The 25,112-nt window shown below is 71.3% G+C and carries 22 protein-coding genes; 16 read left to right on the forward strand and 6 right to left on the reverse strand.

Features of this window, described 5'->3' with window-relative positions; all coding sequences use genetic code 11:
• The first annotated feature begins 96 nt into the window (after positions 1–96).
• Positions 97–546 (forward strand): Lrp/AsnC family transcriptional regulator, encoded by a 450-nt coding sequence (locus tag B0I28_RS10425; protein WP_106363756.1) that lies wholly within the window; start codon positions 97–99, stop codon positions 544–546.
• Here B0I28_RS10425 and B0I28_RS10430 read toward each other — a convergent pair.
• Positions 543–1,169 (reverse strand): TetR/AcrR family transcriptional regulator, encoded by a 627-nt coding sequence (locus tag B0I28_RS10430; protein WP_106363757.1) that lies wholly within the window; start codon positions 1,167–1,169, stop codon positions 543–545. The two genes, B0I28_RS10425 and B0I28_RS10430, sit on opposite strands and share 4 nt — an antisense overlap.
• Before the next feature lie 90 nt (positions 1,170–1,259).
• Here B0I28_RS10430 and B0I28_RS10435 point away from each other — a divergent pair, with 90 nt between their 5' ends.
• The 7 genes from B0I28_RS10435 to B0I28_RS10465 all read left to right on the forward strand — a co-directional run bounded on the left by B0I28_RS10435 (position 1,260) and on the right by B0I28_RS10465 (position 12,208).
• Positions 1,260–2,708 (forward strand): MFS transporter, encoded by a 1,449-nt coding sequence (locus B0I28_RS10435; protein ID WP_106363758.1) that lies wholly within the window; start codon positions 1,260–1,262, stop codon positions 2,706–2,708.
• 11 nt (positions 2,709–2,719) lie between these two features.
• Positions 2,720–3,997, forward strand: a complete 1,278-nt coding sequence (locus B0I28_RS10440; protein ID WP_106363759.1) for an FAD-dependent monooxygenase — start codon at positions 2,720–2,722, stop codon at positions 3,995–3,997.
• Positions 3,948–4,265: a trypco2 family protein gene (locus B0I28_RS10445; RefSeq protein WP_106363760.1), complete on the forward strand. Its 318-nt coding sequence runs from the start codon at positions 3,948–3,950 to the stop codon at positions 4,263–4,265. Before B0I28_RS10440 ends, B0I28_RS10445 begins: the two co-directional genes overlap by 50 nt.
• Before the next feature lie 16 nt (positions 4,266–4,281).
• On the forward strand, positions 4,282–9,963 hold the full coding sequence (locus B0I28_RS10450; RefSeq protein WP_106363761.1) for a tetratricopeptide repeat protein: 5,682 nt from the start codon (positions 4,282–4,284) through the stop codon (positions 9,961–9,963).
• Positions 9,964–10,091: 128 nt separating this feature from the next.
• The gene (locus tag B0I28_RS10455) at positions 10,092–10,475 is read left to right on the forward strand and encodes a group I truncated hemoglobin (RefSeq protein WP_106363762.1); all 384 of its coding nucleotides are present in this window, start codon (positions 10,092–10,094) and stop codon (positions 10,473–10,475) included.
• A gap of 4 nt (positions 10,476–10,479) precedes the next feature.
• A complete protein-coding gene (locus B0I28_RS10460; RefSeq protein ID WP_106363763.1) occupies positions 10,480–11,586 on the forward strand; it encodes a globin domain-containing protein in 1,107 nt (368 codons plus the stop codon).
• 13 nt (positions 11,587–11,599) lie between these two features.
• Positions 11,600–12,208 (forward strand): DivIVA domain-containing protein, encoded by a 609-nt coding sequence (locus B0I28_RS10465; protein ID WP_281260924.1) that lies wholly within the window; start codon positions 11,600–11,602, stop codon positions 12,206–12,208.
• 46 nt (positions 12,209–12,254) lie between these two features.
• On the opposite strand, the gene B0I28_RS10470 is transcribed toward B0I28_RS10465, so the two are convergent.
• A complete protein-coding gene (locus B0I28_RS10470) occupies positions 12,255–13,190 on the reverse strand; it encodes a phosphotransferase family protein (RefSeq protein ID WP_106363765.1) in 936 nt (311 codons plus the stop codon).
• A 193-nt stretch (positions 13,191–13,383) separates the two neighbouring features.
• Here B0I28_RS10470 and B0I28_RS10475 point away from each other — a divergent pair, with 193 nt between their 5' ends.
• The 3 genes from B0I28_RS10475 (at position 13,384) to B0I28_RS10485 (ending at position 16,293) form a co-directional block, all read left to right on the forward strand.
• The gene (locus tag B0I28_RS10475) at positions 13,384–14,337 is read left to right on the forward strand and encodes an SAM-dependent methyltransferase (protein ID WP_181245740.1); all 954 of its coding nucleotides are present in this window, start codon (positions 13,384–13,386) and stop codon (positions 14,335–14,337) included.
• Positions 14,338–14,404: 67 nt separating this feature from the next.
• On the forward strand, positions 14,405–15,253 hold the full coding sequence (locus tag B0I28_RS10480) for an NAD(P)H-binding protein (RefSeq protein WP_106363767.1): 849 nt from the start codon (positions 14,405–14,407) through the stop codon (positions 15,251–15,253).
• Positions 15,254–15,264: 11 nt separating this feature from the next.
• On the forward strand, positions 15,265–16,293 hold the full coding sequence (locus B0I28_RS10485; protein WP_219926686.1) for a CobW family GTP-binding protein: 1,029 nt from the start codon (positions 15,265–15,267) through the stop codon (positions 16,291–16,293).
• A gap of 9 nt (positions 16,294–16,302) precedes the next feature.
• Here the strand turns inward: B0I28_RS10485 and B0I28_RS10490 are convergent, their stop codons facing one another.
• On the reverse strand, positions 16,303–18,021 hold the full coding sequence (locus B0I28_RS10490) for a dihydroxy-acid dehydratase (RefSeq protein ID WP_106363768.1): 1,719 nt from the start codon (positions 18,019–18,021) through the stop codon (positions 16,303–16,305).
• Between the two features lie 253 nt (positions 18,022–18,274).
• Here B0I28_RS10490 and B0I28_RS10495 point away from each other — a divergent pair, with 253 nt between their 5' ends.
• Entirely contained in the window at positions 18,275–19,009 is a 735-nt protein-coding gene (locus B0I28_RS10495; RefSeq protein WP_106363954.1) for a GTP pyrophosphokinase family protein, read from the forward strand.
• Between the two features lie 8 nt (positions 19,010–19,017).
• Here the strand turns inward: B0I28_RS10495 and B0I28_RS10500 are convergent, their stop codons facing one another.
• Positions 19,018–20,190, reverse strand: coding sequence for an FAD-dependent oxidoreductase (locus B0I28_RS10500; RefSeq protein ID WP_106363769.1), 1,173 nt, complete (start codon positions 20,188–20,190; stop codon positions 19,018–19,020).
• Between the two features lie 102 nt (positions 20,191–20,292).
• Between B0I28_RS10500 and B0I28_RS10505 the strand changes: the two genes are divergently transcribed.
• Complete coding sequence (locus tag B0I28_RS10505) at positions 20,293–20,883, forward strand: TetR/AcrR family transcriptional regulator (protein ID WP_106363770.1); 591 nt, start codon at positions 20,293–20,295, stop codon at positions 20,881–20,883.
• 4 nt (positions 20,884–20,887) lie between these two features.
• Here B0I28_RS10505 and B0I28_RS10510 read toward each other — a convergent pair whose 3' ends face one another.
• Complete coding sequence (locus tag B0I28_RS10510) at positions 20,888–21,445, reverse strand: dihydrofolate reductase family protein (RefSeq protein ID WP_106363771.1); 558 nt, start codon at positions 21,443–21,445, stop codon at positions 20,888–20,890.
• A 200-nt stretch (positions 21,446–21,645) separates the two neighbouring features.
• On the opposite strand from B0I28_RS10510, the gene B0I28_RS10515 reads away from it, so the two are divergent.
• The 3 genes from B0I28_RS10515 to fahA are packed head-to-tail and all read left to right on the forward strand — an operon-like array spanning position 21,646 to position 24,877.
• Complete coding sequence (locus B0I28_RS10515; protein WP_106363772.1) at positions 21,646–22,839, forward strand: homogentisate 1,2-dioxygenase; 1,194 nt, start codon at positions 21,646–21,648, stop codon at positions 22,837–22,839.
• Positions 22,809–23,696, forward strand: a complete 888-nt coding sequence (locus tag B0I28_RS10520) for a hypothetical protein (protein ID WP_181245741.1) — start codon at positions 22,809–22,811, stop codon at positions 23,694–23,696. The genes B0I28_RS10515 and B0I28_RS10520 overlap by 31 nt, the downstream gene beginning before the upstream one ends.
• A complete protein-coding gene (gene fahA / locus B0I28_RS10525) occupies positions 23,693–24,877 on the forward strand; it encodes a fumarylacetoacetase (RefSeq protein WP_106363773.1) in 1,185 nt (394 codons plus the stop codon). Before B0I28_RS10520 ends, fahA begins: the two co-directional genes overlap by 4 nt.
• On the opposite strand, the gene B0I28_RS27210 is transcribed toward fahA, so the two are convergent.
• Positions 24,874–25,023, reverse strand: a complete 150-nt coding sequence (locus tag B0I28_RS27210; protein WP_181245742.1) for a hypothetical protein — start codon at positions 25,021–25,023, stop codon at positions 24,874–24,876. The two genes, fahA and B0I28_RS27210, sit on opposite strands and share 4 nt — an antisense overlap.
• Positions 25,024–25,112 lie beyond the last annotated feature (89 nt).

The raw sequence follows: 25,112 nt of genomic DNA on the forward strand, positions 1-25,112 counted from the left end.
GGGGCGGCTTCAGAATGGGAAGCGCGGTATCGGAGGGGCCGGAGGAGTTACATTCGCAACCTGTTCCCTCGTTCAGCCTTACGAATGGAAAACCAGATGGACCGCATGGACTGGCGCCTGGTCGAAGAGCTTCAAGCCGACGCCCGGCTCTCCTACAACGAGCTGGCCCGCCGCGTGCACCTGTCCGCCCCCACGGTGGCCGAGCGGGTCCGGAAGCTGGAGTCGTCCGGCGTCATCACCGGCTACCGCGCCCACGTCGACCCCGCCGCGGTCGGCCTCCCGGTCCAGGCCGTGGTCGTCATGGACTGCTACGGCCCCCGCTGCCTCCTGCGCGATCCCGAAGTCCCCTCCTGGCCCCAGATCCGGCAGCTCTTCCGCATCACCGGCGACGGCTGCTCGGTCCTCGTCGCCGCCGTCCCCTCCATGCCCGACTTCGAGTCCTTCATCGACCGGCTCGCCCGCTACGGCCGCCCCAGCAGCAGCATGGTCCTCTCCCAGCCCCTCGCCTGGGCGCCGGTCGCGGCGCCCGAGGGCCGCGGCGACTAGCGGTAGGCGCGGAGGAAGGCGTCGACGCCGTCGGTGATGATCGCGAGGACCTCGGCGGTGTCGTCGGCGCCCTGGTCGATGGCGTCGAGGGCGAGGCGCAGGGTGAGGGCGACGAAGTGCTGGACGGCGCGGTGGGGATCGGTGATGCGGAGTTCGCCGTCGTCGGCGAACCGGGCGAACCGCTCCTCCAGCATGGCTTCGCGCTCTTCGCGCCAGGTCTTGCCTGACGGGAGCGCCAGGGGCGCTTGGGCGTTGAGGCGGCGGAAGACGGCGTAGGCGGACATCGGGAAGGTCTCGGTGGCGATGCGCCGGGCGAAGGCGAGCAGGGCCTCGCGCACGTCGCGGTCGGCGGTCAGCTCCTCGTCGATGGCGGCGCGGATGGTGGCGATCAGGGTCTCGCCGGAGCGGTCGAGGACGGCCGCGAAGAGGTGCTGCTTGTCGCCGAAGTGGTCGTAGACGGTGCGTTTGGAGACCCCGGCGCGCGCGGCGATGGCGTCGACGCTGGCGACCTCGTACCCCTCGGCGACGAACAGGGCTTCGGCGGCGTCGAGGACGGCCGCGCGCTTGGCCTCGGACTGCCGCCTCCGGCCGGGGGTCTGATCGGTCGCTCTCAGGGTCGTCATGGCCCCATCCTAGGACTCGCAAAATTATACTGCACGGTGTAGTGTAGTTTTTCGTCCGGCACCACCTCGGATCCGCGAGTAGGAGACCTCATGCAAGAGACCAGGACCGGCACTCCCCCAACCGAACTGCACACGGGATGGACCTGGCCGCTCCTCGGCCTCGCGGCCGTCCTCGCCATGGTGAACTTCGTGGTCGACTCGGCGATCACCGCGCCGCTCATCGTCCTCCCCGAGATGCTCGACCACTTCGGCACCGACCAGACCGCGTGGGTCAACGCGACCGCGATGCTCGCGGGCGTGCTCTGGGCGCCCCTGCTCGGCAAGGCCGCCGACATCCACGGCAAGCGGAAGATCCTCGTCCTGACGCTGCTCCTCAGCTGCGCGGGCGCGGTCCTGTGCGCCGTCGCGCCGGGCCTGTGGCTGTTCGTGCCCGGGCGGATGCTGCAAGGCGCGTCCCTCGCGGCGGTGTTCCTGTCCGTCGCGATCGTGCGCAGCGTGTGCGCGCCGCGCATCGGGATGATCGTCGTCGGCATCGTGACCTCGGGTTCGGCGGTCCTCAACATCGCGTCCCGGTTCCTCATCGAGCGGCTGGCCGAGGCGTTCGGCTTCCACGTGCTGTTCCTCGTGTCCGCCGCGGTCGCGGTCGCGATGGCGCTGTGCGTGCGCCGGTTCCTCCCCGAGTCGCCTGTCCGCACACCGGGCCGGATCGACGTCGGCGGCGCGCTCCTCCTCGGCGGCGGGCTCGCCGGGGTCCTCGGCTACCTCAGCCTCGGGGCCGAGTTCGGTTGGCTCGCAGCGGGACCGCTGGTGCTCCTCGCGGGCGGCACCGCCGCGTCGCTGCGGTGGTTCCTCGTGTCGAGCCGCAAGCCCGATCCGCTCATCGACCTGCGGGACGTCAGCAGGCCGCTGGCGCTGACGCTCCTCGTCGTCTTCCTCGCGGCCGGGTCGTACCAGTCGATGCTGCAACTGGTCTCGCTCATCGGCGACGTCTCCGCGGACCTGGGCCTCGGGTACGGGCTCGCCGACCGGGGCTCGGTGGCGCTGCTCCTCGCGGCGCCGGGCATCGGCGTCACCATCGGCGGCCCGGCGGCCGGATGGATCGCGGCGCGCATCGGCCCGGCCCGGACGCTCGCCGGCGCGGTCCTGCTCGGCACGGCCGTCACGCTCGGGATGTTCCTCGGGGCGTCCCATCTCGGGGTCGCGCTGTGCTGCGGGTTCCTGCTCGGGATCACCGCGGGCGCGCTCGGAACCTCCGGGTTCAACATGGCGGGCAGCCTGGCGCCCGCCGAGCGGCAGGGCGTCGTGTCCAGCCTGGTCATGGTCGTGGTCTCGATCGGGGCCGTGGTCATGGACTTCACCGGCGCGGCCGTCCTCAAGTCCACCGCGGTGACCGTCGGCGGCGAGACCGTCAACTCGGCCGCGGGCGTGTTCGGCTACATCGCGATCGCCTCCGCCGCCTTCGCGGCCGCCGCGGTCGCGGTCGTCGTGCTCGCCGGGAGCATGCGAACTCAGACAGTCCAATTCGCACACACGAAATAGGAGAGACGACGATGAGCAACGCATCGAGAGGCGCGGTCCTGGTGTCCGGCGCGAGCATCGCGGGCCCGGCCACGGCGTACTGGCTGCACCGTTACGGCTACGACGTGACCGTGGTCGAGAAGTCCGCGGGCGTGCGCGCGGGCGGGTACCCGATCGACGTGCGCGGCACCGCGCTGGAGGCCGTGCGCCGCATGGGCATCCTGCCGCAGCTGCAAGCGGCGCATGTCGACTCGCGCCGCATGACGTTCCTCAACGCCGACGGCAGCGCGGCCGCGCGGGTCCACCCGCAGGCCGTCGTCGGCGGCGTCGACGGCCGCGACCTCGAAGTCCGCCGCGGCGACCTGGCCGACATCCTCTATGCGGCCGTCCGCGACGACGTGGAGTTCGTCTTCGGCGACTCCATCGAAGCGCTCACCGAGCACGACCGGGGCGTGGACGCGGTCTTCCGCAGCGGCGCGCAGCGCAGCTTCGACCTCGTCATCGGCGCCGACGGGATGCATTCGCGCACACGGGGACTCGTGTTCGGGCCCGAAGAGCGGTACGCCCGCTACCTCGGGTACTGCTTCTCGATCTTCACCATGCCGAACACGCTCGGCCTCTCGCACGAGGCGATCCTCTGGAACACCCCCGGGCGGGCCGCCGCGCTCTACGCGGTCGGCGACGGCGACGTGGTCCACGCGATGCTCAACTTCGCGCGTCCCGAACCGCCGCAGGAGCTGCGGCGCGACCCCGAGGCGTTCACCGACCTCGTCGCGGAGGTCTTCGCCGGGGACGGCTGGGAGATCCCGGCCGTCCTCGACGCCATGCGGAGCGCGACCGACCGGTTCTCCGACACCGTCGGCCAGATCCGCATGCCCCACTGGTCCCGCGGCCGCACCGCCCTCGTCGGCGACGCCGGGTACGCCCCGTCGTTCCTCACCGGCCAGGGCTCCAGCCTCGCCCTCGCAGGCGCGTACATGCTCGCCGAAGCCCTTGCGACCCATGGCGACCACGCGAAGGCCTTCGCCGCCTACGAAGGCGCCACCCGCGGCTTCGTCGAAGTGAACCAGGCACAGGTCGACAAGGGCGAAGCCGCCCTCTTCCCCACCACCGCGGCGGCACTCGAACGGCGCAACGAACGCCTCCGCGCCCTCACCGAACTCCCCCCGCAGACCGGCCGCCCCGCCCATACGGCCCTCACCCTCCCCGACCCCGCTTCAGGGACCCGTACGACTGGCCCCCAACCGGTATCGTTGGAAGATGGCTTCCAACCCTCCCCTCAGCGACGCGCTGGCGCAGCTCAGGGATGAGCTGCGCAAGGCGCAGCTCCAAGCCGACCCGGTGCTCCGGCTGAAGGTCGCATCGATCCAGCTCGACCTCGACATGGAGTTCACCGAGAAGATCGAGGGCGGCGTCAGCGTCAACGTCTGGTCCGTGCTCAGCGGCAAGGCGGCCGCCGACCGGTCCGAGGCCCGGGGCCACCGGCTGTCGCTGACCATCGAGCCGACGTTCATCGACGACTCCGGCGACTCCGGCGACCTGCACGTGTCGACCCCGCCGATCGCCGACGGCGACTAGGATCGCGGGACGCACGATGGAGCCGCCGGGACCCGATCCGCGACTGCCCCGCGTCGTCAAGATCAAGGTCGGGCTCGACGGCGGCGGGGAGGGCACGATCGGCTCGGGCCACCTGGTCGCGCCGGGCCTCGTGCTCACCGCACGGCATGTTCTGCAAGCGAAGGCGGGAGCGGACTACGAGCAGGCGAAGCTCGTCGTCCGCGCCGCCTTCGGGACGCGGCACGACACGGGTCTCCCCGTGGCCGAGCGGATCCTCCTCGACGCGGACGGCCTCGACGCGGCGGTCCTGCGCGTGCCCGGTCTGGATCCGCCCGGCGGGACGACGACCGTCGGCGCGGTCCTCGCCTCGGACGAGCCGCTGCCGGGATGCTCGATCATCGGGTTCCCGCGCGCCGCCCTCGGCGCGGGCACGGTCGGCGCCGAGTACGTCGGCGCCACCGCGCTCCCGATCAGCGGCGGGGCATCCGGGAGCATCGCGGTACAGGTGACCACCCCGCCGCCGACCGACGACCGCGACTGGGGGGGCCTGTCGGGGTCCGGAGTCTTCGACCCCGAGGGCCGACTGCTCGGCCTGCTCGCGGCCGTCCAGCTGCAGTGGCGGCAGCGGCTGGCGGTCGTCCCGATCGAACGGATCGTCGCCGCGGCGGCCGACCTGGCGTCGTCGCATCCCGTCCTCGAACCGTTGGCGGCCTTGACGCTCGCAGCCACCCGCGGCGAGCCCGCGATCTTCGACCCCGGCAAGTTCCCGCCCCGCCTCACCGACCTGCGCGACGAGTCCCTGTTCGACATCCTGCAGTTCAAGCACCGCGTGGTCCCGTTCGTCCCCGACGCCGAACGCGAACGGATGCTGACCGGCCTGCTCTCCTGGGCGCTCGCCACGGACGACCGGCCCGACTTGCGCGTCGCCGTCGTCTCCGGCCCCGCCGGGGTCGGCAAGTCCCGCCTCGCCGCCGAGACCTGCGACCGACTCGCCGACGCTGAGCCGCAGTGGCAGGTCGGCTTCGCCGACCACGCCGAACTCGCTGCCGGGGCCGTCCCGGCGGTCCCCACGCTGCTGGTGTGCGACTACCCCGAGCGCAGCCCCGAAGCCGTCGGCGCCTTCCTCGCCCGCATCTGGGAGCACCACCGGGCCGGGCTCCTCCGGGCCCCGGTGCGGGTGGTCCTGGTGTCGCGGCACCGGGCGACCTGGTTCGACCGCGTGCGCGCCCGGGTGAAGAACCTCGCCAACCTCATCGACCACGAGATCGAACTGGAGACCGGCGAGTTCGGGCAGGCCGCCCGGACCGAGCATGCGGCCGCCGCCCTCGACGCCTTCCGCAACGGATACGGCGTCCCCGCGACCGAGCGCGGGTCGATCGCGGCCGAGGACTTCGACTTCGACCGGCCGCTGCTGGTCCACATCGCCTGCCTCCTCGCCGTCCGCGGCGACCGCGGCAGCACCGGCGGCGAACTGCTCGGCGACCTCATCGACACTGAGGTCCAGCGCCTCCTCCGCCTCCGCACCGACAACGGGACCGCCGAGGGCGCCGCGGCGTTCCGCAACCGCGACCAGGTCCTCGAAGCCCTGTGCGTGACGACCCTGACCGCCCCGACCCGCGCGGACCTGCCCGAACTCCTCGCCGCCTCGGAATCCTTCGGCCCCAACGGCACCGGCGACCGGATCAGCGTCGCGGAGACCCTGCGCCGGTCCTTCCCCTCCCCTGACCGGACACCGTCGGCCGACACGTTGGAGGACAAAATCGCACCGGTGGAGCCGGACCTCGTCGCCGCCCACCTCCTGGCGACCACCCCGGGCCGCTCCGGCATCGTGCAGCGCCTGGTCTCCTCCGCGCGGGTCGCGGGCCGCCCCGACTACCTCGCCCAACTCGTCGGCGTCCTCGCCCTCGCCGCCGACGACTATCCGGAAGTGGCCGCCGACCTCCGCGCCCACCTCGCCTCCTCGCTCTCGGCCCTGGTCGGCGCGGGCGACTTGAGCGCCGAACCGCTGGCCGACCTGCTCTCGAACCGGCTCGTGAGCCTGGTCGAGGCGACAGTGACGCTGGCAGGCGAACAAGACCTGACCTCGGTACGGGAGCTGGCCGCCGCGATCAGCCTGCCCAACTTGACCGGGAACGACGCGATCGACCAAGCCGCCGCCAACGCGTACTCGCTGCTCCCCTACCCGCATGAGGGATTCGCCGGGCTCGGCAAGGCACTCACGACACGCGCTGTGACCCGTCTCGAACGAACTGGAGACCGGCCGGCGCTCGCCGAAGCGTACTCGGCCCTCGGCTCATGGCTGACCGTTCACGGCCAGCACCCCGAAGCACTGGCGATGGACGAGCGGTCGTTCTCGATCCGTGAGGCGCTGGTAGCGGAGGACCGCGACCGGCATCTGGCCGGACTCGCGAAGGCGCTCAGCGACATGGCCGTCGATCTGAGTTTTGCGAGCAGGTCGGAAGAGGCATTGATCCGGTTGGAGCAGGCCATCGCGATCCGCGAGGAACTGGTCGTCTCCGATCGAGCCCGGTATCTTGCAGGATTGGCTCAGTCGGTCAACAACCACTCGTCGGTCCTGGCGGATCTGGGTCGCCCGGACGAAGCGCTGGCCCGGTCCGATCTGGCCGTCGCATTGCGCCAAGAGCTCGTCGCACGCGATCGGGCGGAGCACTTGGATGAACTCGCCCAGTCGACCAGCAACAATGCGCGTCTCCTTTCCAGGCTGGGACGCACCGACGAAGCTCTCGCGAAGTACGAGGCGGCGCTCGCGATGGTCGAGGAGCTCGTGGCGGCGGACCGGCTCGCATACCTCTCGATGCTCGCCGACACTATCGGCGGACTCGCGTCGCTCCTCTCGGATTCCGGCCGTCACGACGAAGCACGCGCCACGACCGTCAGAGAACTGTCGATCCGCGAGGAGCTGGTCGCCGAGAACTTCGTGGTGGATCTTCCCGGCCTGGCCGACTCCGTCAGCGACCTGGCCGTCAGCCTGAACGCGGCCGGACGCACCGATCAGACGCTCGACGCGCTGGCGCGGGCCGTTGCGATCCACGAGGAACTGGCGGCGAGCGACGGGGAGGCGCATACTCCCGGGCTTCTCTGGTCGCTCGCTTCGCACGCCAGGTACCTGCACGAGTCCGATCGGCTCGACGAGGCCCTGCGAACCGCTCGGAGAGCGGCGGCGGTCGCCGCGGCGATCGACGAGACCGACCGGGAGATGCATCCGGTCGATCGGGCAGTCTCGCTTCACAACATCGGCGTTGTCCTCTCCAGCGCGGACAGGGGCCAAGAGGCGCGGCCGCACTTCGCAAAAGCGATCGTCCTGTACGAAGAACTGCTGACGACCGACCGGATCGGGATCCTACCGTCGCTGGCCCTGGCGCAGAATCAGCTCGCCGTCACGATCGATCCGAGCGCCGACAGGGAAGCGTTCCTCGACATCCAGGGACGGGCGATCGCATCATACGAGGAGTTGGCCCAGACTGACCGCTCCGATTATCTTCCGGTGCTGGCCGCGCTCGTCTTCGACCAGGCCTCGCAGCTCGCTCTGGCGGACCGCCGCCGGGAATCGCTTGCGGCGCTGCTGCGGGCGCAGACGCTGTACACGGAACTGACCGAGAACGATCGCTCCAAATACCTTGCCGATCTGGCAAGGACCCTCAGTGTTCTCGGGCTCAACCACGCCGCCTTCGAGGACTGGGACGCGGCGCTCGACACCGAACGGCGAGCCGTGGTGCTGTGGGAAGAGCTCTGCGGAACCGATCGAGACGCCTTCCTCCCCGGCTTCGCTGAAGCCGTATGGCAGCTCTCCTTGACCGCCAAAGCGGCCGACCGGCCGGGAGAGCGAAACAAGTACACCGACCGGGCGGTGGCGCTCCACGAGGAGTTGGTCGAGACTGACCGACCGGCCCACCTGACCAGGCTCGCATCGGTACTGTCGGCGAAGGCAGACATCCTCGTCGAGAAGGACGACTGGGCCGGCGCGGCCTCGATACGGGAACGACTGGTCGGGATCTTCGAGGAGCTGTCCGCGATCGACCGCGCGGCGTTCCTGCCCGACCTCGCCACGGCGGTCCGCCTCCACGCGGCCACCAGTAGGAGCGCGGGTCAACAGGAAGGCCTCATCGACATCATGGAACGGGCGGTGCGGCTGGACGAGGAACTCGTCGCGATCGACCGAGCGAAGTTTCTCCCGGCACTCGCATATACGGTCGCCGCGTACTCAGCACTTGCCGGCTCGATGCGGCAGTGGCAGGTGATGCTCTCCAAAGAGCGGCATACCGTCGAGCTCTTCAGAGAGCTCGTCACGATCGACCGCGCCGCGTTCCTGCCCGACCTCGCCGTGGCGGTCGGTGAACTCGCCGAATCGCTGGAGATGGAGCGCCTCCTCGACGAACTCGCAGAGACCTCGGCCGAGATGATGCGGCTGCATCGCGAACTCGCGGCGGCCGATCGGGCGACCCACCTCCCCGAGCTCGCCCAGGCCGCCGCCAGCCGTGTTCGGCACCTCGTCGCGATGGACCAATCGGAGGAAGCGCTTGCTGCGTCGGAAGAAGCGGTGGCACTCCTTGAAGAACTCGTGCCGCTCGACAGAAGCCAATTCCTTCCCGCACTGGCGGAGGCCGTGAGAGGGCGTACCAACCTCTTGGCGGAGGCCGGATCAGACGCGGCGTCGCTTGGCTGCGCGGCGCGGGCGACGGATCTGTACGAGGAACTGGTCGGGCTCGACCGGCTCAAGTACTTGAACGATCTGGGCGACAGCGCCGCCGACTACGCGCTCGCTCTCGCCGGGGCAGGTCGGTTGGAGCGGGCCCAGGAGGTCGCCGCGGCATCAGTGCGGTACTACGACGAGTCGGCCGGGAGCGGCGCTCCCGACCTCCCCGGGCTGGTGCTCGCCCTGGCATCCCTCGCACAGATCATCTCGGACGCGGGTCACCACGACGCCGCGGTGGGTTTCGCCCGACGCGCTATGGCGGTGAGCGAAGAACTGAACCGAATCGGCGAGGGCGACCACCGCCCCGGATTGGCGATCTCGGCGGGCACACTCGCCAAGATCATGGTGCAGCTTCGGCGGCACAATGAAGCAGTCGCGTTCGCCGCCCGAACGGTCGAGCTGCGTGAGGCCCTTGTCGCCGAGGGCAAGAGCAGGTTCCGTGCGAGCTTGGCGGACTCGTTGAGTTTCCTCGGCGACCGGCTGAGCCGGGTGGGGCGCCGCACCGAAGGGATCGAGACCGCGAAGCGGGCGGTCGCGATCCTCGAAGGGCTGGAAGCGGAAAGCCCTGGAGCGCACCTGCCGGAACTCGCCCATGCGAGCCACAACTTGTCGGTCGACATGTCGTTCTCCGGAGACGTGGCCGGTGCCCGCCCCCATGCGGAGCGCGCGGCGGGAATCTATGCGGCGCTTGCCGAGTCGGATCCCGGACAGTACGGCCCCAGCCTGGCGAAATCCCTGTCCAACCTGGCCCGCTGTGCCGCTGCGCAACGCGATGACGATGCAGCGGTCGAGCACGCGCGGGAGTCCGTGCGCCTCTACCGGGAGTGCCTTTCGGGGCGCGGTGCCGAACTCGCCGAAGCGCTGGTCTACGGGCCGCTGCCCGTCCTCGCCTCGCAACTCAGAAGGAAACGCAAGTGGCGGGAGAGTCTGGCGGTCACCCGCATGAGAGCACGACTGTGGATCGATTTGCGTTTCCGGCGAAGGCGTCACGATAGCAAACGGTGATCGTCCACTTACGATTTACTATCGCAACAAGGGAAGTGGTGAAAACCTGAGTTTCACTATGGATCTTGGGAGGGATCGTCGGTAGGCTCTGGCGCGTATCAGATATCACGCTTAAGGACGATCACCCCATGAATGCAGCCGATGAGCAGCAGATGTCCCCGTACGACCGGATCGGCGGCGCGCCCGCCGTCACCGAGGCGGTGGAGCGCTTCTACAAGCGCCTGCTCGCCGACGACGAGCTGTCCGGGTTCTTCTCGGGCGCCGACATGCCGCAGCTGAAGCGCCACCAGGTCGCGCTGATCTCGCAGGTCCTCGACGGGCCGAAGTCCTACGCGGGCCGCGACCTGGCCGAGGCGCACAAGAGCATGGACATCTCGGTCGGCCAGTACAAGGCGGTCGGCGCGCACCTCACGGCGGTGCTCGAAGAGCTCGACGTGCCGCAGGACATCATCGACACCGTGGGCGAGGTCCTCGCGTCCGTCGCTCCCGACGTCATCGGGGCGGACGACTAGGCGCATGATCGACGCCGAGCGGTTGAAGAAGAACTGGAGCCTGGTCGCCGCCCGCGGCGACCAGGTCCCGCTGTACTTCTACTCGACCCTGTTCCTCACCTATCCCGAGACGCGCGACCTGTTCCCCATGAACATGGCCGCGCAGCGCGACAAGCTCGTGAACGCGCTCGGAGCAGTGGTATCCAATGTGGACACCATCGACGCGGTCGTCCCCACGCTCCAGGCCCTCGGCCGCGACCACCGCAAGTTCGGGGCCCTGCGCGGCCACTACCCGGCCGTCGGCGAGGCGCTGCTGGCGACGCTCGAACACTTCAGCGGCCCGCACTGGACGCCCGCCATCGCCGCGGACTGGGCGGCCGCCTACGAGCTCGTCGCCGCGACCATGGCCGACGCCGCCGACGCGGCGGCGCACTACGCGCCGGCCTGGTGGGACGCCGAGGTCGTCGGCCACGAGCGCCGCGACCTGGAGACCGCGATCATCACCATCGCCCCGGGGACGCGGCTCGACTTCGTTCCGGGCCAGTCGGTCTCGCTGTGCACGGACCTGCGGCCGCGGGCCTGGCGGCAGTACTCCCCCGCCAACGCGCCCCGGAGCGACGGCACCATCGAACTCCACGTCAGGGCCGTCGACGGCGGCGAGGTCTCGACCGCGCTGGTCTCCCTGCTCCGACCGGGCGACTCCCTGCGGGTCGGACCGGCCTTCGGCACCGGGCTCACCCTGCGGCCGGGCTCGGGCCCGGTCGCGATGATCGCGGGCGGCACCGGCGTCGCCCCGATGAAGGCGCTCATCGAGCAGATCGCCGCCACCCCGCGGCCGGTCAGCCTGTACTGGGGCGCGCGCAGTCCCGCGGGCCTCTACTGCCTCGACCAGATGCAGGCCCTCGCGGCCCGCTACGAGTGGCTGGAGCTGGTGGCCTGCGTCGACGAGGACCTGTTCGGCGCAGGAGCGCGCGTCGGGTCCCCGGCGGAGCTGGCCGTGGCGCACGGGCGCTGCACGGGCGCCGACGTGTACCTTTGCGGCCCTTCAGGAATGGTGGAGTCGAGCGGGAAGTACCTGGTCGGCGCCGGCATCAGAGCGGATGCCATTCACTTCGAGCCCGCGGGCGCGTGAGAGAGGACGTTCCATGGTGTACAACTATCGGTCGCGTGATGTGAAAGTCACTGTCGGACAAGTCAACAACGCCAGGTTCTCGATGACGAGCCTGACCAGGCGCGGCTACCAGCCCGACGAGGTCCACCGGTTCCTCGAACTCGTGGCCGACGAGCTGGCGAGCCGCGACCAGCGCGAAGCGGCCCTGCGGACCGACGCCGAGAAGCTGAAGGAGGCGCTGCGGTCCTGGCAGTCGCAGCAGAGCTCCCTGCGCTTGCAGGCGACCCTCCCGGCCACGCCGACGTCGACGGCCGTCAACCTCGTCTCGCAGGCCCAGCAGCAGGCCGAGAGCTACGTCAACCAGGCGCAGCACTACTCGCGGCAGATCATCGCCCAGGCCCGCTCCCAGGCGTCCGAGCTCATGCGCCAGACGCAGGAGCGCGCCAGGGACGAGGCCGACCGGGCCGTCGCCGAGTACCGCAGGGACAACGCGGGACGGCGCGACCGCGAGGCCGAGGACCGGATACGGCAGCTCGCGCGGGCGCGCAGCTTCCTTGAGGCCGTCGAGGTCGCCGAGGAGCAGCTCCGCCTCACCCGCGAAGGGCTCGAAGAAGAGGTCGCGAAGCTCCAGAACGAGACCTGAGCCCCGACCGTGCGGCCCGGCCGGGCGGCACCCGTCCGGGCTCCGGTCATGCCAGGGCCCAGGCCCCGCTGTCGGCGAGCTCGGTGCGGAGGCGGTCGGCGGCCGTGCGGATGCCGTCGGGGTCGTCGATGGTCAGTGTCCAGGTGAAGTGGGCGATCATGACCCTGATGACGGTGAGGTGCCGGAGGGCGGCGAGGCGGGCGGGGTCGAGCGGGACGTGGCGCTCGCGGCCCGCGAGGAGCCGTGCCGTCGGAGTCCGCGGGGTGTCGAAGAAGCAGTCCCACCAGCCGATGTCCATGCCGGGCGGGCCGCTCTTGGCGGATTCCCAGTCGATGACGCCGGTGAGTCGGCCGGTGCCGTCGACGAGGAGGTTGGCGGGACTGAAGTCGCCGTGGACGAGGCCGGGACCGGCGGCGTCGAGGGCCGAGCGGTGGGCGGATACGAGGTCGAACGCCTCGTCGAGGAGGGCGCCGGACTCGGGGTCGGCGCCGCGGGCGGCCGCCACTTTCGGGGCGAGCAGGTCGATGAACCACTCCCCCAGGCGCGCATGGGAACCGCGGAGGCCGGGGCCAAGGGGACCGAAGCCTTCGGTGGTGACGGCGTGGATCGCCGCGAGCGCTTCGCCGGCGCGTTCGACGGCGGCGTGGGCGTCGCGGAGACTGCTGTTCGCGGCGTAGTCGCGCAGGGCGACGCCGGGCAGGCGTTCTTGGACCATCACCTCGGCATCGGTGTAGCGGATCGCGGGGACGGGGACAGTGCCGGTGTCGGCGATGCGGCGCAGCACCTCGGTTTCAAGTGCGAAGCGGGAGTTCGCCGGGTCGGCGAGGCGCGCGATCAGCGGATCGCCGCGGTCGGCGGCGCATTCGTAGGTGCGGTGGCTGTTGCCGGGCAGGCGCCGGATGCGGGCGAGGGCGCCGGAGGCCGATTGGCGCCAGGCGCGTTCGAGGACGGCCCGATCCCGGGGAGTGATCGCCTCGGTCATCGGAGGGGGTCCTTTCCGCGAACGATCATGAGCTGGGGAAATCGGCTGGGATATGATAGCGGGCGCGAATCGCGGCCGCGGATGACGGGGCCGCGGGGACGGCTTCTAGGGAATCGGAATGGCATTGCGGAAATCATTGGTCTCCATGGCAGCGGATTCGTTCTTGAACGCCAAGGAGGAGATATTCCGCAGCGTGGACGACGCGGTGGAAATGCGTCGGGTGGGCGCTGAGTCCGCCATTCTCGAAACGCGGTTCTCGACCGCGGAGGACTTGTCGGACATCGTCAATCGCGTGCCGCTGGTGTTCCCGCGGCATGTGACGAATGTGATCGCCGAATTCGATCCGTTCGATTCGGGACTGGCCGATGTCGCCGATTCGGTCGATTCCGCGATTCGGGAGCAGCACCGTTCGCCGGAGGTGTCGCTCCAGCTCTGGCAGAGCGGCAGGACGGTCTACAAGTTCAATCGGCGCGAAGCCTGGGACGAGGCGGCCCAGGTGCTCGCCGACCGCGGTTTCCAGGTGTCGAGGGCGGGCGCCGAGTACGCGGTGTCGGTCTGCTACACGCCGAAGACCGCGGTCGTCGGGTTCAACCGCATCGCCGACAGCCTGAGCTCCTGGCCCGGCGGCGAGGTGCGGCTGTCGCGCCCGGCGGAGCAGGTGTCGCGGGCCGAGTTCAAGCTCGAAGAGCTGTTCAAAGAGCACGGACTCCCGTTCGGGCACAGTGGGACCGCGCTCGATTACGGGGCCGCGCCCGGCGGCTGGACCAGGATTCTCGCCGAGCGCGGGTTCCGCACCACGGCCGTCGACCCCGGGGACCTGGACCCGGCGGTGCTCAAGCGCCCCGACGTGGTCCACGAGCGGACCACCGCGGGCAACTTCATCCGCGAGAGCGACCGGCGCTTCGACCTCATCGTCAACGACATGAAGATGAGCCCGACCAGGTCGAGCCAGTTGATGATCGACAGCCTCCCCCTGCTGAAGCGGCACGGCATGTGCATCGTGACGCTGAAGACCGGGAGCCACCACGTCCTCTCGCAGCTCGACGAGTCGTTCGCGATCCTGCGCCGGGGCTACACGATCGAGTTCGCCCGGCAGCTGCGGCACAACCGGAACGAAGTGACCGTGGTGCTCCGGGCCCTGGACTGAGCGGACGATCCGCTCGGAGGCGGGCGCATAATCGTCCGAGGAGTACGGACCGATTGGAGTGCAACGGGTGTCGAGCAGTGAACCCGCCTACCTGGTCGCCGGGGCGACCGGGAACGTCGGCGGAGAAGTCGTCAAAGCGCTGGTCGCGCAGGGCCGCCGGGTGCGGGCGCTGGTGCGCGACGCGGGCCGCGCGAAGCTGCCGGAAGGAGCGGAGGCGGCGGTCGGGGACCTCGACCGGCCCGACTCGCTGGAGCCCTGGCTCGGCGGGGTCGAGGCGGTGTTCCTGCTGCCCGGGTTCGCGGACATGCCCGGGGTGTACGAGCGGCTGCGCGCGGCCGGGGTCGAGCGCGTCGTGCAGTTGTCCGGGAGTTCCACCGACGTCGGGAATCCCGAGAACGCGGTCACGGCCATGATGATCCGGTCCGAGGCCGCGGCCCGCGAGTCGGGGCTTCAATGGACCGCGTTGCGGCCCAGCGGGTTCATGTCGAACACGCTGCGCTGGCTGCCGCAGCTCCGCGAAGGGGACGTGGTCCGCGCGCCGTGGGGCGACGTCCCCGTCGCCTGCATCGACCCGGCCGACATCGCCGCTGTCGCGGTCGCCGCGCTCACCGACGACGCGCACGACGGGCGGGTCTACCGGCTCTCCGGTCCCACGGCGATGGTGCCGGCCGAGCAGATCGCGGTCCTCGGCGAGGTGCTCGGCCGGCCGCTCCGCTTCGAGGGCCTCACGCTGGAGGAGACCCGGGCGGAGCTGGAGGCGACCATGCCCGACAAGTACGTGCGGGCGTTCTGGGAGTTCTACGTGGACGGCACGCTCGACGAGTCCGGGGTGTTCCCCGACGTCGAGCGAGTGACCGGCCGCCCACCTCGAACGTTCGAGGAGTGGGCGCAGGGCCACTCGGGTGATTTCACGTGATCGGCGGGCCCGTGGCCGAGCGGACCGCGGACCGGCGCGTGCCGGTGGTCGTGCTCGCGGGCCATCTCGGCGCGGGCAAGACGACGCTGCTCAACCATCTGCTGTGCCGCCCGGGTGCCCGGGTCGGCGTGGTGGTCAACGACTTCGGCGAGGTGAACGTGGACGCCGGGCTGGTGACCGGGCAGGTCGACGAGCCGGTCTCGATCGCCGGGGGCTGCCTGTGCTGCATCGAGGACCTGGGCGCGCTCGACGCGGCGCTGGAGCGGCTGACGCATCCCCGGTTCGGGCTGGACGTCGTGATCGTGGAGGCGAGCGGGATCGCCGAGCCCGGGGCGCTGGCGAAGATGGTCTACTTCAGCGGCGTCAAGCGGGTGCGGCCCGGCGGGGTGGTGGACGTGGTCGACGCCGTCGAGTACTTCAACACGGTGGACCGCAACACGAACCCGCCGTCCCGGTTCGCCGCCGCGACGCTCGCGGTGGTCAACAAGTGCGACCGGCTGCCGGAGGGCGAGGCCGAGGGCGCGCTGAGCGCGATCGAGGCGCGCATCCGCACCGTCAACCCCGACATCCACATCGTGCGGACCTCAAGGGGCCGTGTCGATCCCGAGCTGGTGTACGACACGGCCTCGGCGGTCGACCCCGAGGACGAACTCCCCCTTGCCGCTCTGGCGCGCGAGGCGCACGGCCACGAGGCGGGGCACTCGCACGCGCGGTCGGTGACCGTGCGGACGGCCGGGCCGGTCGGCCCGGCCGCGCTCCTGGAGCTGCTGGAGCAGCCGCCGCCGGGCGCCTACCGCATGAAGGGCGTGCTCCCGGTGGCGACGGGGTCGCGGCCGCGCGGCGTCCTCGTGAACGTCGTGGGCGGTCAGATCGACATCGCCGCGCACCGGGCGGGTCCGGGCGGCGAGCTGGTCGCGATCGGGGCCCATTTGGACGCCGAGGCGGCGCGGGCCCGGATCGAGGCCGCGCTCGCGCCCGCGGCCGGCGCCGATCCCGAGGGCCTGCGCAGGCTCATGCGGTATCGGCGCGAGGCCGGTTAGCCAAGGGCCTCAGTGGGATTCGCGGTGGACTTCGGCGCCGCTGGATCCTTGGAGGAAGTCGAGGTCGGCGCCGGTGTCGGCCTGGGTGACGTGGTCGATGTACAGGCGCTCCCAGCCGCGCGCGGGCTTCGCGTAGCCGTCGACGGTGGCGGTGTTGGGGACGCGGGCCGCGAGTTCGTCGGCGGGCACGTCGAGGTCGAGGCGCCGGGCGGCGACGTCGAGGATCACGGTGTCGCCCGTGCGGACCAGCGCGAGGGGCCCTCCGGCGGCGGCCTCGGGGGTGACGTGGAGGACGACGGTGCCGTAGGCGGTGCCGCTCATGCGCCCGTCGCAGATGCGGACCATGTCCCGGACCCCTTGGGCGAGCAGCTTCTTGGGCAGCGGCAGGTTGGAGACCTCCGGCATACCGGGGTAGCCCTTGGGACCGCAGCCGCGCAGGACGAGGACGGTGTCGGCGTCGACGTCCAGGTCGGGGTCGTCGATGCGGTCGCGGAAGTCCTCGATCGAGTCGAACACGAGGGCCCGGCCGCGGTGCTGGAGCAGGTGCGGGGAGGCCGCGGACGGCTTGACGAGGGCCCCGCCGGGGGCGAGGCTGCCGCGGAGCACGGCGATCCCGGCGGCCTTCTGGAGCGGTCGCTCACGCGGCGAGATGACGTCCTCGTCCCAGATCCGGGCCTCGTCCAGGTAGGACACGAGCGGTTCGCCGGTGATGCTGAGCGCCTCGGGGTCGAGCAGGTCGCGGACTTCGCGAAGCACGGCGAGGAAGCCGCCGGCGCGATGGAGGTCGTCCATGAGGTACTTCCCGGCCGGGCGGAGGTTGACCAGGAGCGGGACGTCGGCGCCGATGCGGTCGAAGTCGTCGACGGTGAGGTCGATGCCGAGGCGCCCGGCGATGGCGAGGAGGTGGACGACCGCGTTGGTGGAGCCGCCGATGGCGGCGAGGGCGACGATCGCGTTGTGGAAGTTGGCCTTCGTGAGGAACGTGGAGGGGCGGCGGTCGGCGGCGATGAGGTCGACGGCGAGCTTCCCGGCGCCGTGGGCGGCTTCGAGGAGGCGCGCGTCGGGGGCGGGGGTCCCGGCGAGGCCGGGGACGGTCATGCCGAGGGCCTCGGCGACGAGCGCCATCGTGGAGGCCGTGCCCATGGTGTTGCAGTGGCCCTTGGAGCGGATCGTGGCCGACTCGGACTTGAGGAAGTCGGCCTGGCTGAGGGTCCCGGCGCGGACTTCCTCGGACAGGCGCCACACGTCGGTGCCGCAGCCGAGGGCCTCGCCCCGGAAGTGCCCGGTGAGCATCGGGCCGCCGGGGACGACGACCGCGGGCAGGTCCACTGAGGCGGCGGCCATGAGGAGCGCGGGGATCGTCTTGTCGCAGCCGCCGAGGAGGACGACGCCGTCGACGGGGTTGGCGCGGAGCATCTCCTCGGCGTTCATCGCGGTCATGTTGCGCCACAGCATGGCCGTGGGCTTGACGAGGGTCTCGCCGGGCGCGGTCACCGGGAGGTTCAGGGGGATGCCGCCCGCTTCGTAGACGCCGTGCTTGACGGACTGCGCGACCTCGTCGAGGTGGGCGTTGCAGGGCACCAGCTCGGAGGCGGTGTTCGCGATGGCGATCTGGGGGCGGCCCTGGAACGCGCTGTCGGGCACGCCCCGGCGCATCCATGCCCGGTGGATGTACGCGTTCCGGTCGGTGCCCTCGTACCACTCGGCGCTCCGAAGTTGCGATTCCATGCCGTCGGCCTCCGCGTCGTTGCTCGGTTGAACGGATCACGGCGAGCATACGGTTGCCAAGGCGAAAAAGCGAGCCCTGATCGCGTAGGCGTGCGCCTTGTTCCTCCGAGAGCCGAGCGCCCGCCGCTTGAGACGGATGCCACATGTCGTGACCGAGATGACGATGTCGATGCTGTCCGCGGCCGTGACGGGCGCATACGCTCGAATCGTGGATGCAATCCGAAGCGGGTACGACACCGGCGAACACGAGAGCATGGCGCCCGACGCGCACATGGTCGCGTACGCCCGCCAGATGCGCGAGGACTTCTCCCGCTTCATGATGGCGTACCAGTTCGGCGTGGAGGAAGTGCTCACCAAGGTGGGCATCCTGCGCAAGGAGTTCCTCTACCTGCACCGGTACAACCCCATCGAGCACATCACCTCCCGCATCAAGTCCCCCGAGAGCATCCTCGACAAGGTCGCCCGGCGCGGCCTCGCGCCCTCGCTCGACTCGATCCGCGAGCACATCACCGACATCGCGGGCGTGCGCATCACCTGCAGCTTCATCGCCGACACCTACCGGGTGCTCGACGCGCTCACCTCCCAGGACGACGTGCGGGTGCTCACCGTCAAGGACTACATCGCGCAGCCGAAGCCCAACGGGTACAAGAGCCTCCACGCGATCATCGAGATCCCCGTGTTCCTCTCCACCGGGCCCGTGCCCGTCACCGTCGAGGTCCAGATCCGCACCATCGCGATGGACTTCTGGGCGAGCCTGGAGCACAAGATCTTCTACAAGTACGACGGCGACGTGCCCGCGCACCTGGCCGACGAGCTCTCCGAGGCCGCGGCGGCGGCCGAGCACCTCGACCGGCGCATGGAGCAGCTCCACGCCGAGGTCCACGGCTCCACCGCCGCCATCGCGAACGAGCCCGCCAGCACCGAGCTCGACGAGGCCCTGCTCCAGCGCCTCTGGGAGCTGTCGCAGCGGCACGCCGAGGCGAACTGACCCTCCCGCTACTTGGCGGTGCGGGCCGCCCGCGCCATGAGCTTGCGGACGGGGGCCAGGCGCATGGCGCGCATCGCCGTCTCGTTCATCCAGATGTGGCCCTTGGTGGGCGGCGCGAACTGGACCATGCCGCGGCGGGCGAGGGCCTGCCGCCTGCGGACCTCGGGACGCAGGTTCGATTCCCATGAGGACAGTGCGGTGGCGATGTCGACTTCCCGTTCGAGGGCGTCGCCGAGGCGGTCGGCGCCGCTCATCGCCAGGGCCGCACCGTATCCGGCGAAGAGGGTGACGCACCAGGCGGCGTCGCCGAGGAGGACGACGCGGCCGCGGCTCCAGGCGTCCATGCGGATCTGGGACGCGGAGTCGAAGTAGGCGGGGTCCGGATTCTCGCGCAGGCGCCGCAGGGCGTCGGGGACGCCGCCGCCGAGGTCGCCGAAGGCTTCCGAGAGCGCTTGGGCCGCACCGAGTTCGAGTTGCGCGGCGGTGTCGTCGGTGCGGTAGGCGAAGAACGCGGAGGACCGGCCGGGGCCGAGGCTGATGAGTGCGGCGGTGCGGCCGACGCCGATGAACGTGGTGCCGGTGCCTTCGTCAAGGCCGAGCGGGGGCCCGTCGAGCGGGAGGGCGCCGACCATGTGGCCCATGTCGACCAGGTGGTCGGCTTCGGGTCCGAAGACGAGCGCGCGGGTGGCGGAGTGGAGGCCGTCGGCGCCGACGAGGAGGTCGGCGCGCTCGGTGCGGCCGTCGGAGAGGGCCGCGGTGACGCCGCCTGAGTCCTGGTCGATCTCGGTGACGGTGGTGCCGAAGCGGAACTCGGCGGTGTCTCGGACCGCTTGGTACAGCACGGTTTCGAGGTCGCCGCGGAAGACCGTGAGGGCGCGGGGCCCGACCGCGGCGGCCACGACCTCCTCGGGGACGGCGAACTTCGCGGTGCCGTCGGCGCCGACGATGATCGAGGTGAACAGGCCCAGGTCGCGCTCCTTGAGCGCGGGGACGAGGCCGAGGTGCTCGGCGGCGTCGAAGCCGCCGTCGACCAGGTTGATCATGTAGCCGCCGCTGCGGCGCTCGGGGGCGCGCTCGACCACGAGCGTGCGCCATCCGGCGCGGTGCAGGCGGAGGGCGGCGGCCAGTCCGGCGATGCCCGCGCCGACGATCAGCGCGCGCCGCTGTCCCGGGGTTCCCATGTGCGTCTCCTCACGAGTATGAGCATGTGTTCATTCTCAGTATGAACGACTGCTCATTCCGGTTGCGCACGGGCCGGGGCTAGCGTCGATACACTGGAGCGCGTGCCCCGAGGAATCGCGATACCCCAGCTCAGGCAGCATCTGTTCGCCGCCGCGGACACCGTGGTGCTGCGCGAGGGCGCGGCGAAGCTCTCCGGGCGGGCCGTGACGGCGGAGGCCGGGGTCGCCACCGGGCTGATCTACACGCACTTCGCGGACTTCGACGGGTTCCTGGCCGCCTACGCGGTCGACCGGTCCTTCACGATCGCGGCGGCGCCCGCGTTCCATGAGCGCGTCGGCACCGGCGAGGTCGGAACGAACCTCGCCGACGGGCTCGCCGCGATGCCGCGGCCGGGGCTCACGGCCCTGGCGCGGCTGCTGGCGATGCGGCCCGATTTGACGGCACGGGTCGAGGACGTCTTGGGCGCGGGCGGCTCGGGCTTCGACGCGGTCGAGCGCGCCGCCGCCGAATACCTCGCGGCGGAACAAGGTCTGGGCCGCTTGTCGGAGGCGGCCGATCCGGCGGCGCTGGCGCTGGCCGCGGTGAGCGTGCTCCACCGGCTCGTCCTCGCCGGGTCGGTGGACGCCGAACGGCTGCGGAGCGCGGTCACGGCGCTGGTCGCGGGCACCGCGGGGGCGCACGGCGCCCCTTGACCCGCTAGCGCTTCGGCTCGAACCGCAGCGCGGTCGCGCCCGAGGCGAACTCCCGGCGGCCCACCAGGGCCAGGTCGACGTAGGCGGCGAGGCCCTTGAACGGCGTGGGCCCGTGGCCCGCGATGCGCGGGTGGACGATGAACTCGTACTCGTCGATGAGCCCGGCGTCGGCCAGCGCGAGCGGCAGGGTCACGCCGCCGACGTAGAGGCCGTTCACGTACTCGTCCTTGAGGCGCCGCACGGATTCGACGAGATCGCCTTCCACGAGCTGCGCGTTCCAGTCGGGGTTGTCGAGGGTGCTGGAGACGACGTGCTTGGGCTTGGCGTCGATGGTCCGCGCGAACTCCGCCAGCGACGGGGTCATCCAGTCGGGCAGGTCGCCGGATTCCGGCAGCCGCCACGCCTCCTCCATCATCTGGTAGACGACGCGGCCGAAGAGGAGGGCGTCGGCGCGGTCGATGATCTCGGCCGAGTATTGGTGCAGCTCGTCGTCGGCGAGGCCGGCGCGGTGGTCGCAGCAGCCGTCCACAGTGACGTTGATCGAGTATCTGAGTGCTCCCATGGCGGGAGCGTAGCAACGGGGGCCGACACGGGCCGGGTCTTCGCGGTGGCGCGGCGGGGGACGTTCGGGTGGTCGGATTGTCCAGTCGGTTCGCGGTTTCGCTGGCATGAAGTGCACGGATCTACCAGTCGGAGGCGGCACTCTTGCCAATGTCCGGCGGATGCGGTGTCCTTAGCGCGGCATCGGATGGAGGAGGCGACTTGGCGTACTACCGCAGCATCGGCAGCGTGCCGCCGAAGCGGCACACCCAGCACCGCACGCCCGACGGCGGCCTGTACCGCGAGGAGCTCATGGGCGAGGAGGGGTTCTCCTCGGACTCCTCGCTGCTCTACCACTCCGGGATCCCCTCGGCGATCGTGGACGCGTCCCCGTGGGACGTCCCCGGGCAGGCCACCGAGGAGCACCGGCCCCTCAAGCCGCGGCATTTCAAGCTGCACGACCTGACGGACCCGGACTGGAAGGCCGTCGACGCGGTCACCGGTCGCCGGCTCGTGCTCGGCAACGCGGACGTGCGGATCTCCTATGTGGTCGCCGGTGAGGCGTCGCCCTTGTACCGCAATGCGGTCGGGGACGAGTGCGTGTACGTCGAGTCGGGGGCTGCGGCCGTGGAGACGGTGTTCGGGGTGCTGAGCGCGCGCCGGGGCGATTACGTCGTCATCCCCCGCGCGACGACCCACCGGTGGGTCCCGGCCGGGCCGGAGCCGCTGCGGCTGTACGCGATCGAGGCGAACTCGCACATCACGCCCGCGAAGCGGTACCTGTCGCGGTACGGGCAGCTGCTGGAGCACGCCCCGTTCTGCGAGCGCGACCTCCACGGACCGGACGAGCCGTTCACCGTCGCGGGCGAGGACGTCGAGGTGCTCGTCAAGCACCGCGGGTCGCGCGGCATCACCGGGACCAGGTACGTGTACGCGACCCACCCGTTCGACGCGGTCGGCTGGGACGGGTGCCTGTACCCGTACACGTTCAACATCGGGGACTTCGAGCCGATCACCGGCCGCGTGCACCAGCCGCCGCCCGCGCACCAGGTGTTCGAGGGGCAGAACTTCGTGATCTGCAACTTCGTGCCGCGCAAGGTGGACTACCACCCGCTGGCCGTCCCCGTCCCGTACTACCACTCCAACGTGGACTCCGACGAGGTGATGTTCTACTGCGGCGGGGACTACGAGGCGCGCAAGGGCTCGGGGATCGGGCAGGGCTCGGTCAGCCTGCACCCGGGCGGGCACAGCCACGGCCCGCAGCCGGGGGCGATGGAGCGGTCGCTCGGCGCGGAGTTCTTCGACGAGCTGGCGGTCATGGTCGACACGTTCCGGCCCCTCGAACTCGGCGAGGGCGCCGCGGCCAGCGAGGACCCGGGGTACGCGTGGACGTGGGCGGGCCGGGGGCCGCGTTGATCCCCGCGTTCACGGTCGGCCTCTTCGACGACGCCGCGGTCTTCCCGCCGGGGAACGCGCCGCTGGCGCTCGCGGTCCGCGCGTACGGCGCGCGGCGGCGCGTCTGGTACGCCGGTCTCGTCGGGCCCCTGGTGCTCCCGGCGGCGGCGCTCCCCCGGCTCGCGCCGCTGCTGCCGGCGGGGGACCCGGTCCTGCCGCTCGCGGTGACGTTCCCGGACGGCCCCGCGGGCATCCCCGCGGCCCTGGGGAACGCGGCGCTGCTGCCGGCCGAGGTCCGGTCGGTGGAGGTCGCCGTGCCCGAGGGCGCGGCTCCGGAGGCGTTCCTGGCGGACCTCGACGCGGCACTGGAGGACGCCCCCGACCTGGAGGTGTGCGTGGAGGTGCCGCGCGACGGGCGGCGACTGCCGCTCATCGCGGCGATCCCCAAGGGGTACAAGGCGAAGTTCCGCACCGGCGGCGTCCGCGCCGAGCTGTACCCCGGCGAGGCCGAACTCGCCGAGGGCATCGCGGCGGCGGTCGCGGCCGGGCTGCCGTTCAAGGCCACCGCGGGACTCCACCACGCGGTGCGCAACACCGACGCCGCCCACGGTTTCGAGCAGCACGGCTTCCTCAATCTGCTCCTCGCCGCCGACGCGCTCCTGCACGGCGGCACGGAGACCGAAGCTCGTGCGCTGCTCGCCGAACGCGACGACGACGCCGTCGCGGACCACGTGGCCGACCTGACCGAGGCGCGGGTGCGGGAGGCGCGGGCGGCGTTCACGTCGTTCGGCACGTGCAGCATCACCGAACCGCTCGACGAGCTGATCGGACTCGGCCTGGTCGGCGTCCCCGACCACCACCATGAGGGAATTGCATGAGCCGCATCGCGATCCCGGACGGCTCGCCGTTCGGGCCCGACAACCTGCCCTACGGCGTGTTCTCCACAAAGGAGGGGACGCGGCGGGTCGGGGTGCGCGTCGGCGACACCGTCGCCGACCTGTCGCTCCTGCTGGACGACCCGGTGTTCGCGGCCCCCACGCTGAACCCGTTCATGGCGCAGGGGCCCCGGCGCTGGGCCGAGGCGCGCGTGCGCCTCCGCGCCGCCGTCGAGGGCCAGGTGCCGAAGCAGGCGCTGCACCCGCTGCGCGAGGTCCGGATGCACCTGCCGTTCGAGGTCGGCGACTACGTGGACTTCTACGCCTCCGAGCACCACGCCGCGAACCTCGGCCGCCTGTTCCGGCCCGGCCAGGAGCCCTTGATGCCCAACTGGAGGCACCTCCCGGTCGGGTACCACGGGCGCGCGGGCACGGTGGTCGTCTCCGGCACCGGCGTCGTGCGCCCCTGCGGGCAGCGCAAAGCCCCTGACGAGGCAGTGCCGACGTTCGGGCCGAGCCGCAGGCTCGACATCGAGGCCGAACTCGGGTTCGTGGTCGGCACCGGATCGGCGCTGGGGCGGCGGATCGACGTCGACGACTTCGCCGAGCACGTCTTCGGCGCGGTCCTGGTCAACGACTGGTCCGCCCGCGATCTGCAAGCCTGGGAGTACGTGCCGCTGGGCCCGTTCCTCGGCAAGAGCTTCGCGACCTCGGTGTCCCCGTGGGTCGTTCCCCTTGCGGCCCTGGAGCACGCCCGCGTGCCGCTCCCCGGCCAGATCCCCGCCCCGCTGCCGTACCTGCGCGGCGGCGAGGACTGGGGCCTCGACGTCGACTTCGACGTCGAATGGAACGGCGAGCGCGTCTCGCGCCCGCCCTACCGCGAGATGTACTGGTCCCCCGCCCAGATGCTCGCCCACCTGACCGTCAACGGGGCCTCTACCCGCACCGGCGACCTCTTCGCCTCCGGCACCATTTCAGGCCCCGCGAAGCACCAGCGGGGCGCGTTCATCGAACTCACCTGGGGCGGCGCGGAACCGGTGACCGTGAAGGGCGAGGAGCGCACGTTCCTCCTCGACGGCGACGAGGTCGTCATCAGCGCGACCGCCCCCGGCCCGGACGGCGCCCGGATCGGCTTCGGAGCGGTCGCCGGAACGATCCTGCCCGCGGTCTCGGACGGGACCTAGACCGGTTCGGCCGCCTCGCGGCGGCCTTCCTCGCGGGCCTCTTCGAGGAGGTGTTCGAGGCGGGCCTTGGAGCGGCGGCGGCCCCACAGGCTCGACCCGATCAGCAGGCCGATGCCCGCCAGCGCGATGAGCTGGGGCCACGGCACGGCACGGCCCAGAATCCGGCTCGGAGGGGCCGGGGAACGCGGTCTCCTGACCGGCGGCCCTCGGCGCCGGTCACCAGGTGGCGGGCGCT

The sequence above is a fragment of the Glycomyces artemisiae genome (assembly GCF_003002955.1).
Lineage (GTDB): Bacteria > Actinomycetota > Actinomycetes > Mycobacteriales > Micromonosporaceae > Glycomyces > Glycomyces artemisiae.

Bases quoted from the DNA above. Each gene is read 5' to 3' on its own strand.
- B0I28_RS10425 (WP_106363756.1), top strand. From the start codon at position 97: ATGGACCGCATGGACTGGCGCCTGGTCGAAGAGCTTCAAGCCGACGCC.
- B0I28_RS10430 (WP_106363757.1), bottom strand. From the start codon at position 1,169: ATGACGACCCTGAGAGCGACCGATCAGACCCCCGGCCGGAGGCGGCAG.
- B0I28_RS10435 (WP_106363758.1), top strand. From the start codon at position 1,260: ATGCAAGAGACCAGGACCGGCACTCCCCCAACCGAACTGCACACGGGA.
- B0I28_RS10440 (WP_106363759.1), top strand. From the start codon at position 2,720: ATGAGCAACGCATCGAGAGGCGCGGTCCTGGTGTCCGGCGCGAGCATC.
- B0I28_RS10445 (WP_106363760.1), top strand. From the start codon at position 3,948: ATGGCTTCCAACCCTCCCCTCAGCGACGCGCTGGCGCAGCTCAGGGAT.
- B0I28_RS10450 (WP_106363761.1), top strand. From the start codon at position 4,282: ATGGAGCCGCCGGGACCCGATCCGCGACTGCCCCGCGTCGTCAAGATC.
- B0I28_RS10455 (WP_106363762.1), top strand. From the start codon at position 10,092: ATGAATGCAGCCGATGAGCAGCAGATGTCCCCGTACGACCGGATCGGC.
- B0I28_RS10460 (WP_106363763.1), top strand. From the start codon at position 10,480: ATGATCGACGCCGAGCGGTTGAAGAAGAACTGGAGCCTGGTCGCCGCC.
- B0I28_RS10465 (WP_281260924.1), top strand. From the start codon at position 11,600: ATGGTGTACAACTATCGGTCGCGTGATGTGAAAGTCACTGTCGGACAA.
- B0I28_RS10470 (WP_106363765.1), bottom strand. From the start codon at position 13,190: ATGACCGAGGCGATCACTCCCCGGGATCGGGCCGTCCTCGAACGCGCC.
- B0I28_RS10490 (WP_106363768.1), bottom strand. From the start codon at position 18,021: ATGGAATCGCAACTTCGGAGCGCCGAGTGGTACGAGGGCACCGACCGG.
- B0I28_RS10495 (WP_106363954.1), top strand. From the start codon at position 18,275: ATGGCGCCCGACGCGCACATGGTCGCGTACGCCCGCCAGATGCGCGAG.
- B0I28_RS10500 (WP_106363769.1), bottom strand. From the start codon at position 20,190: ATGGGAACCCCGGGACAGCGGCGCGCGCTGATCGTCGGCGCGGGCATC.
- B0I28_RS10510 (WP_106363771.1), bottom strand. From the start codon at position 21,445: ATGGGAGCACTCAGATACTCGATCAACGTCACTGTGGACGGCTGCTGC.
- fahA (WP_106363773.1), top strand. From the start codon at position 23,693: ATGAGCCGCATCGCGATCCCGGACGGCTCGCCGTTCGGGCCCGACAAC.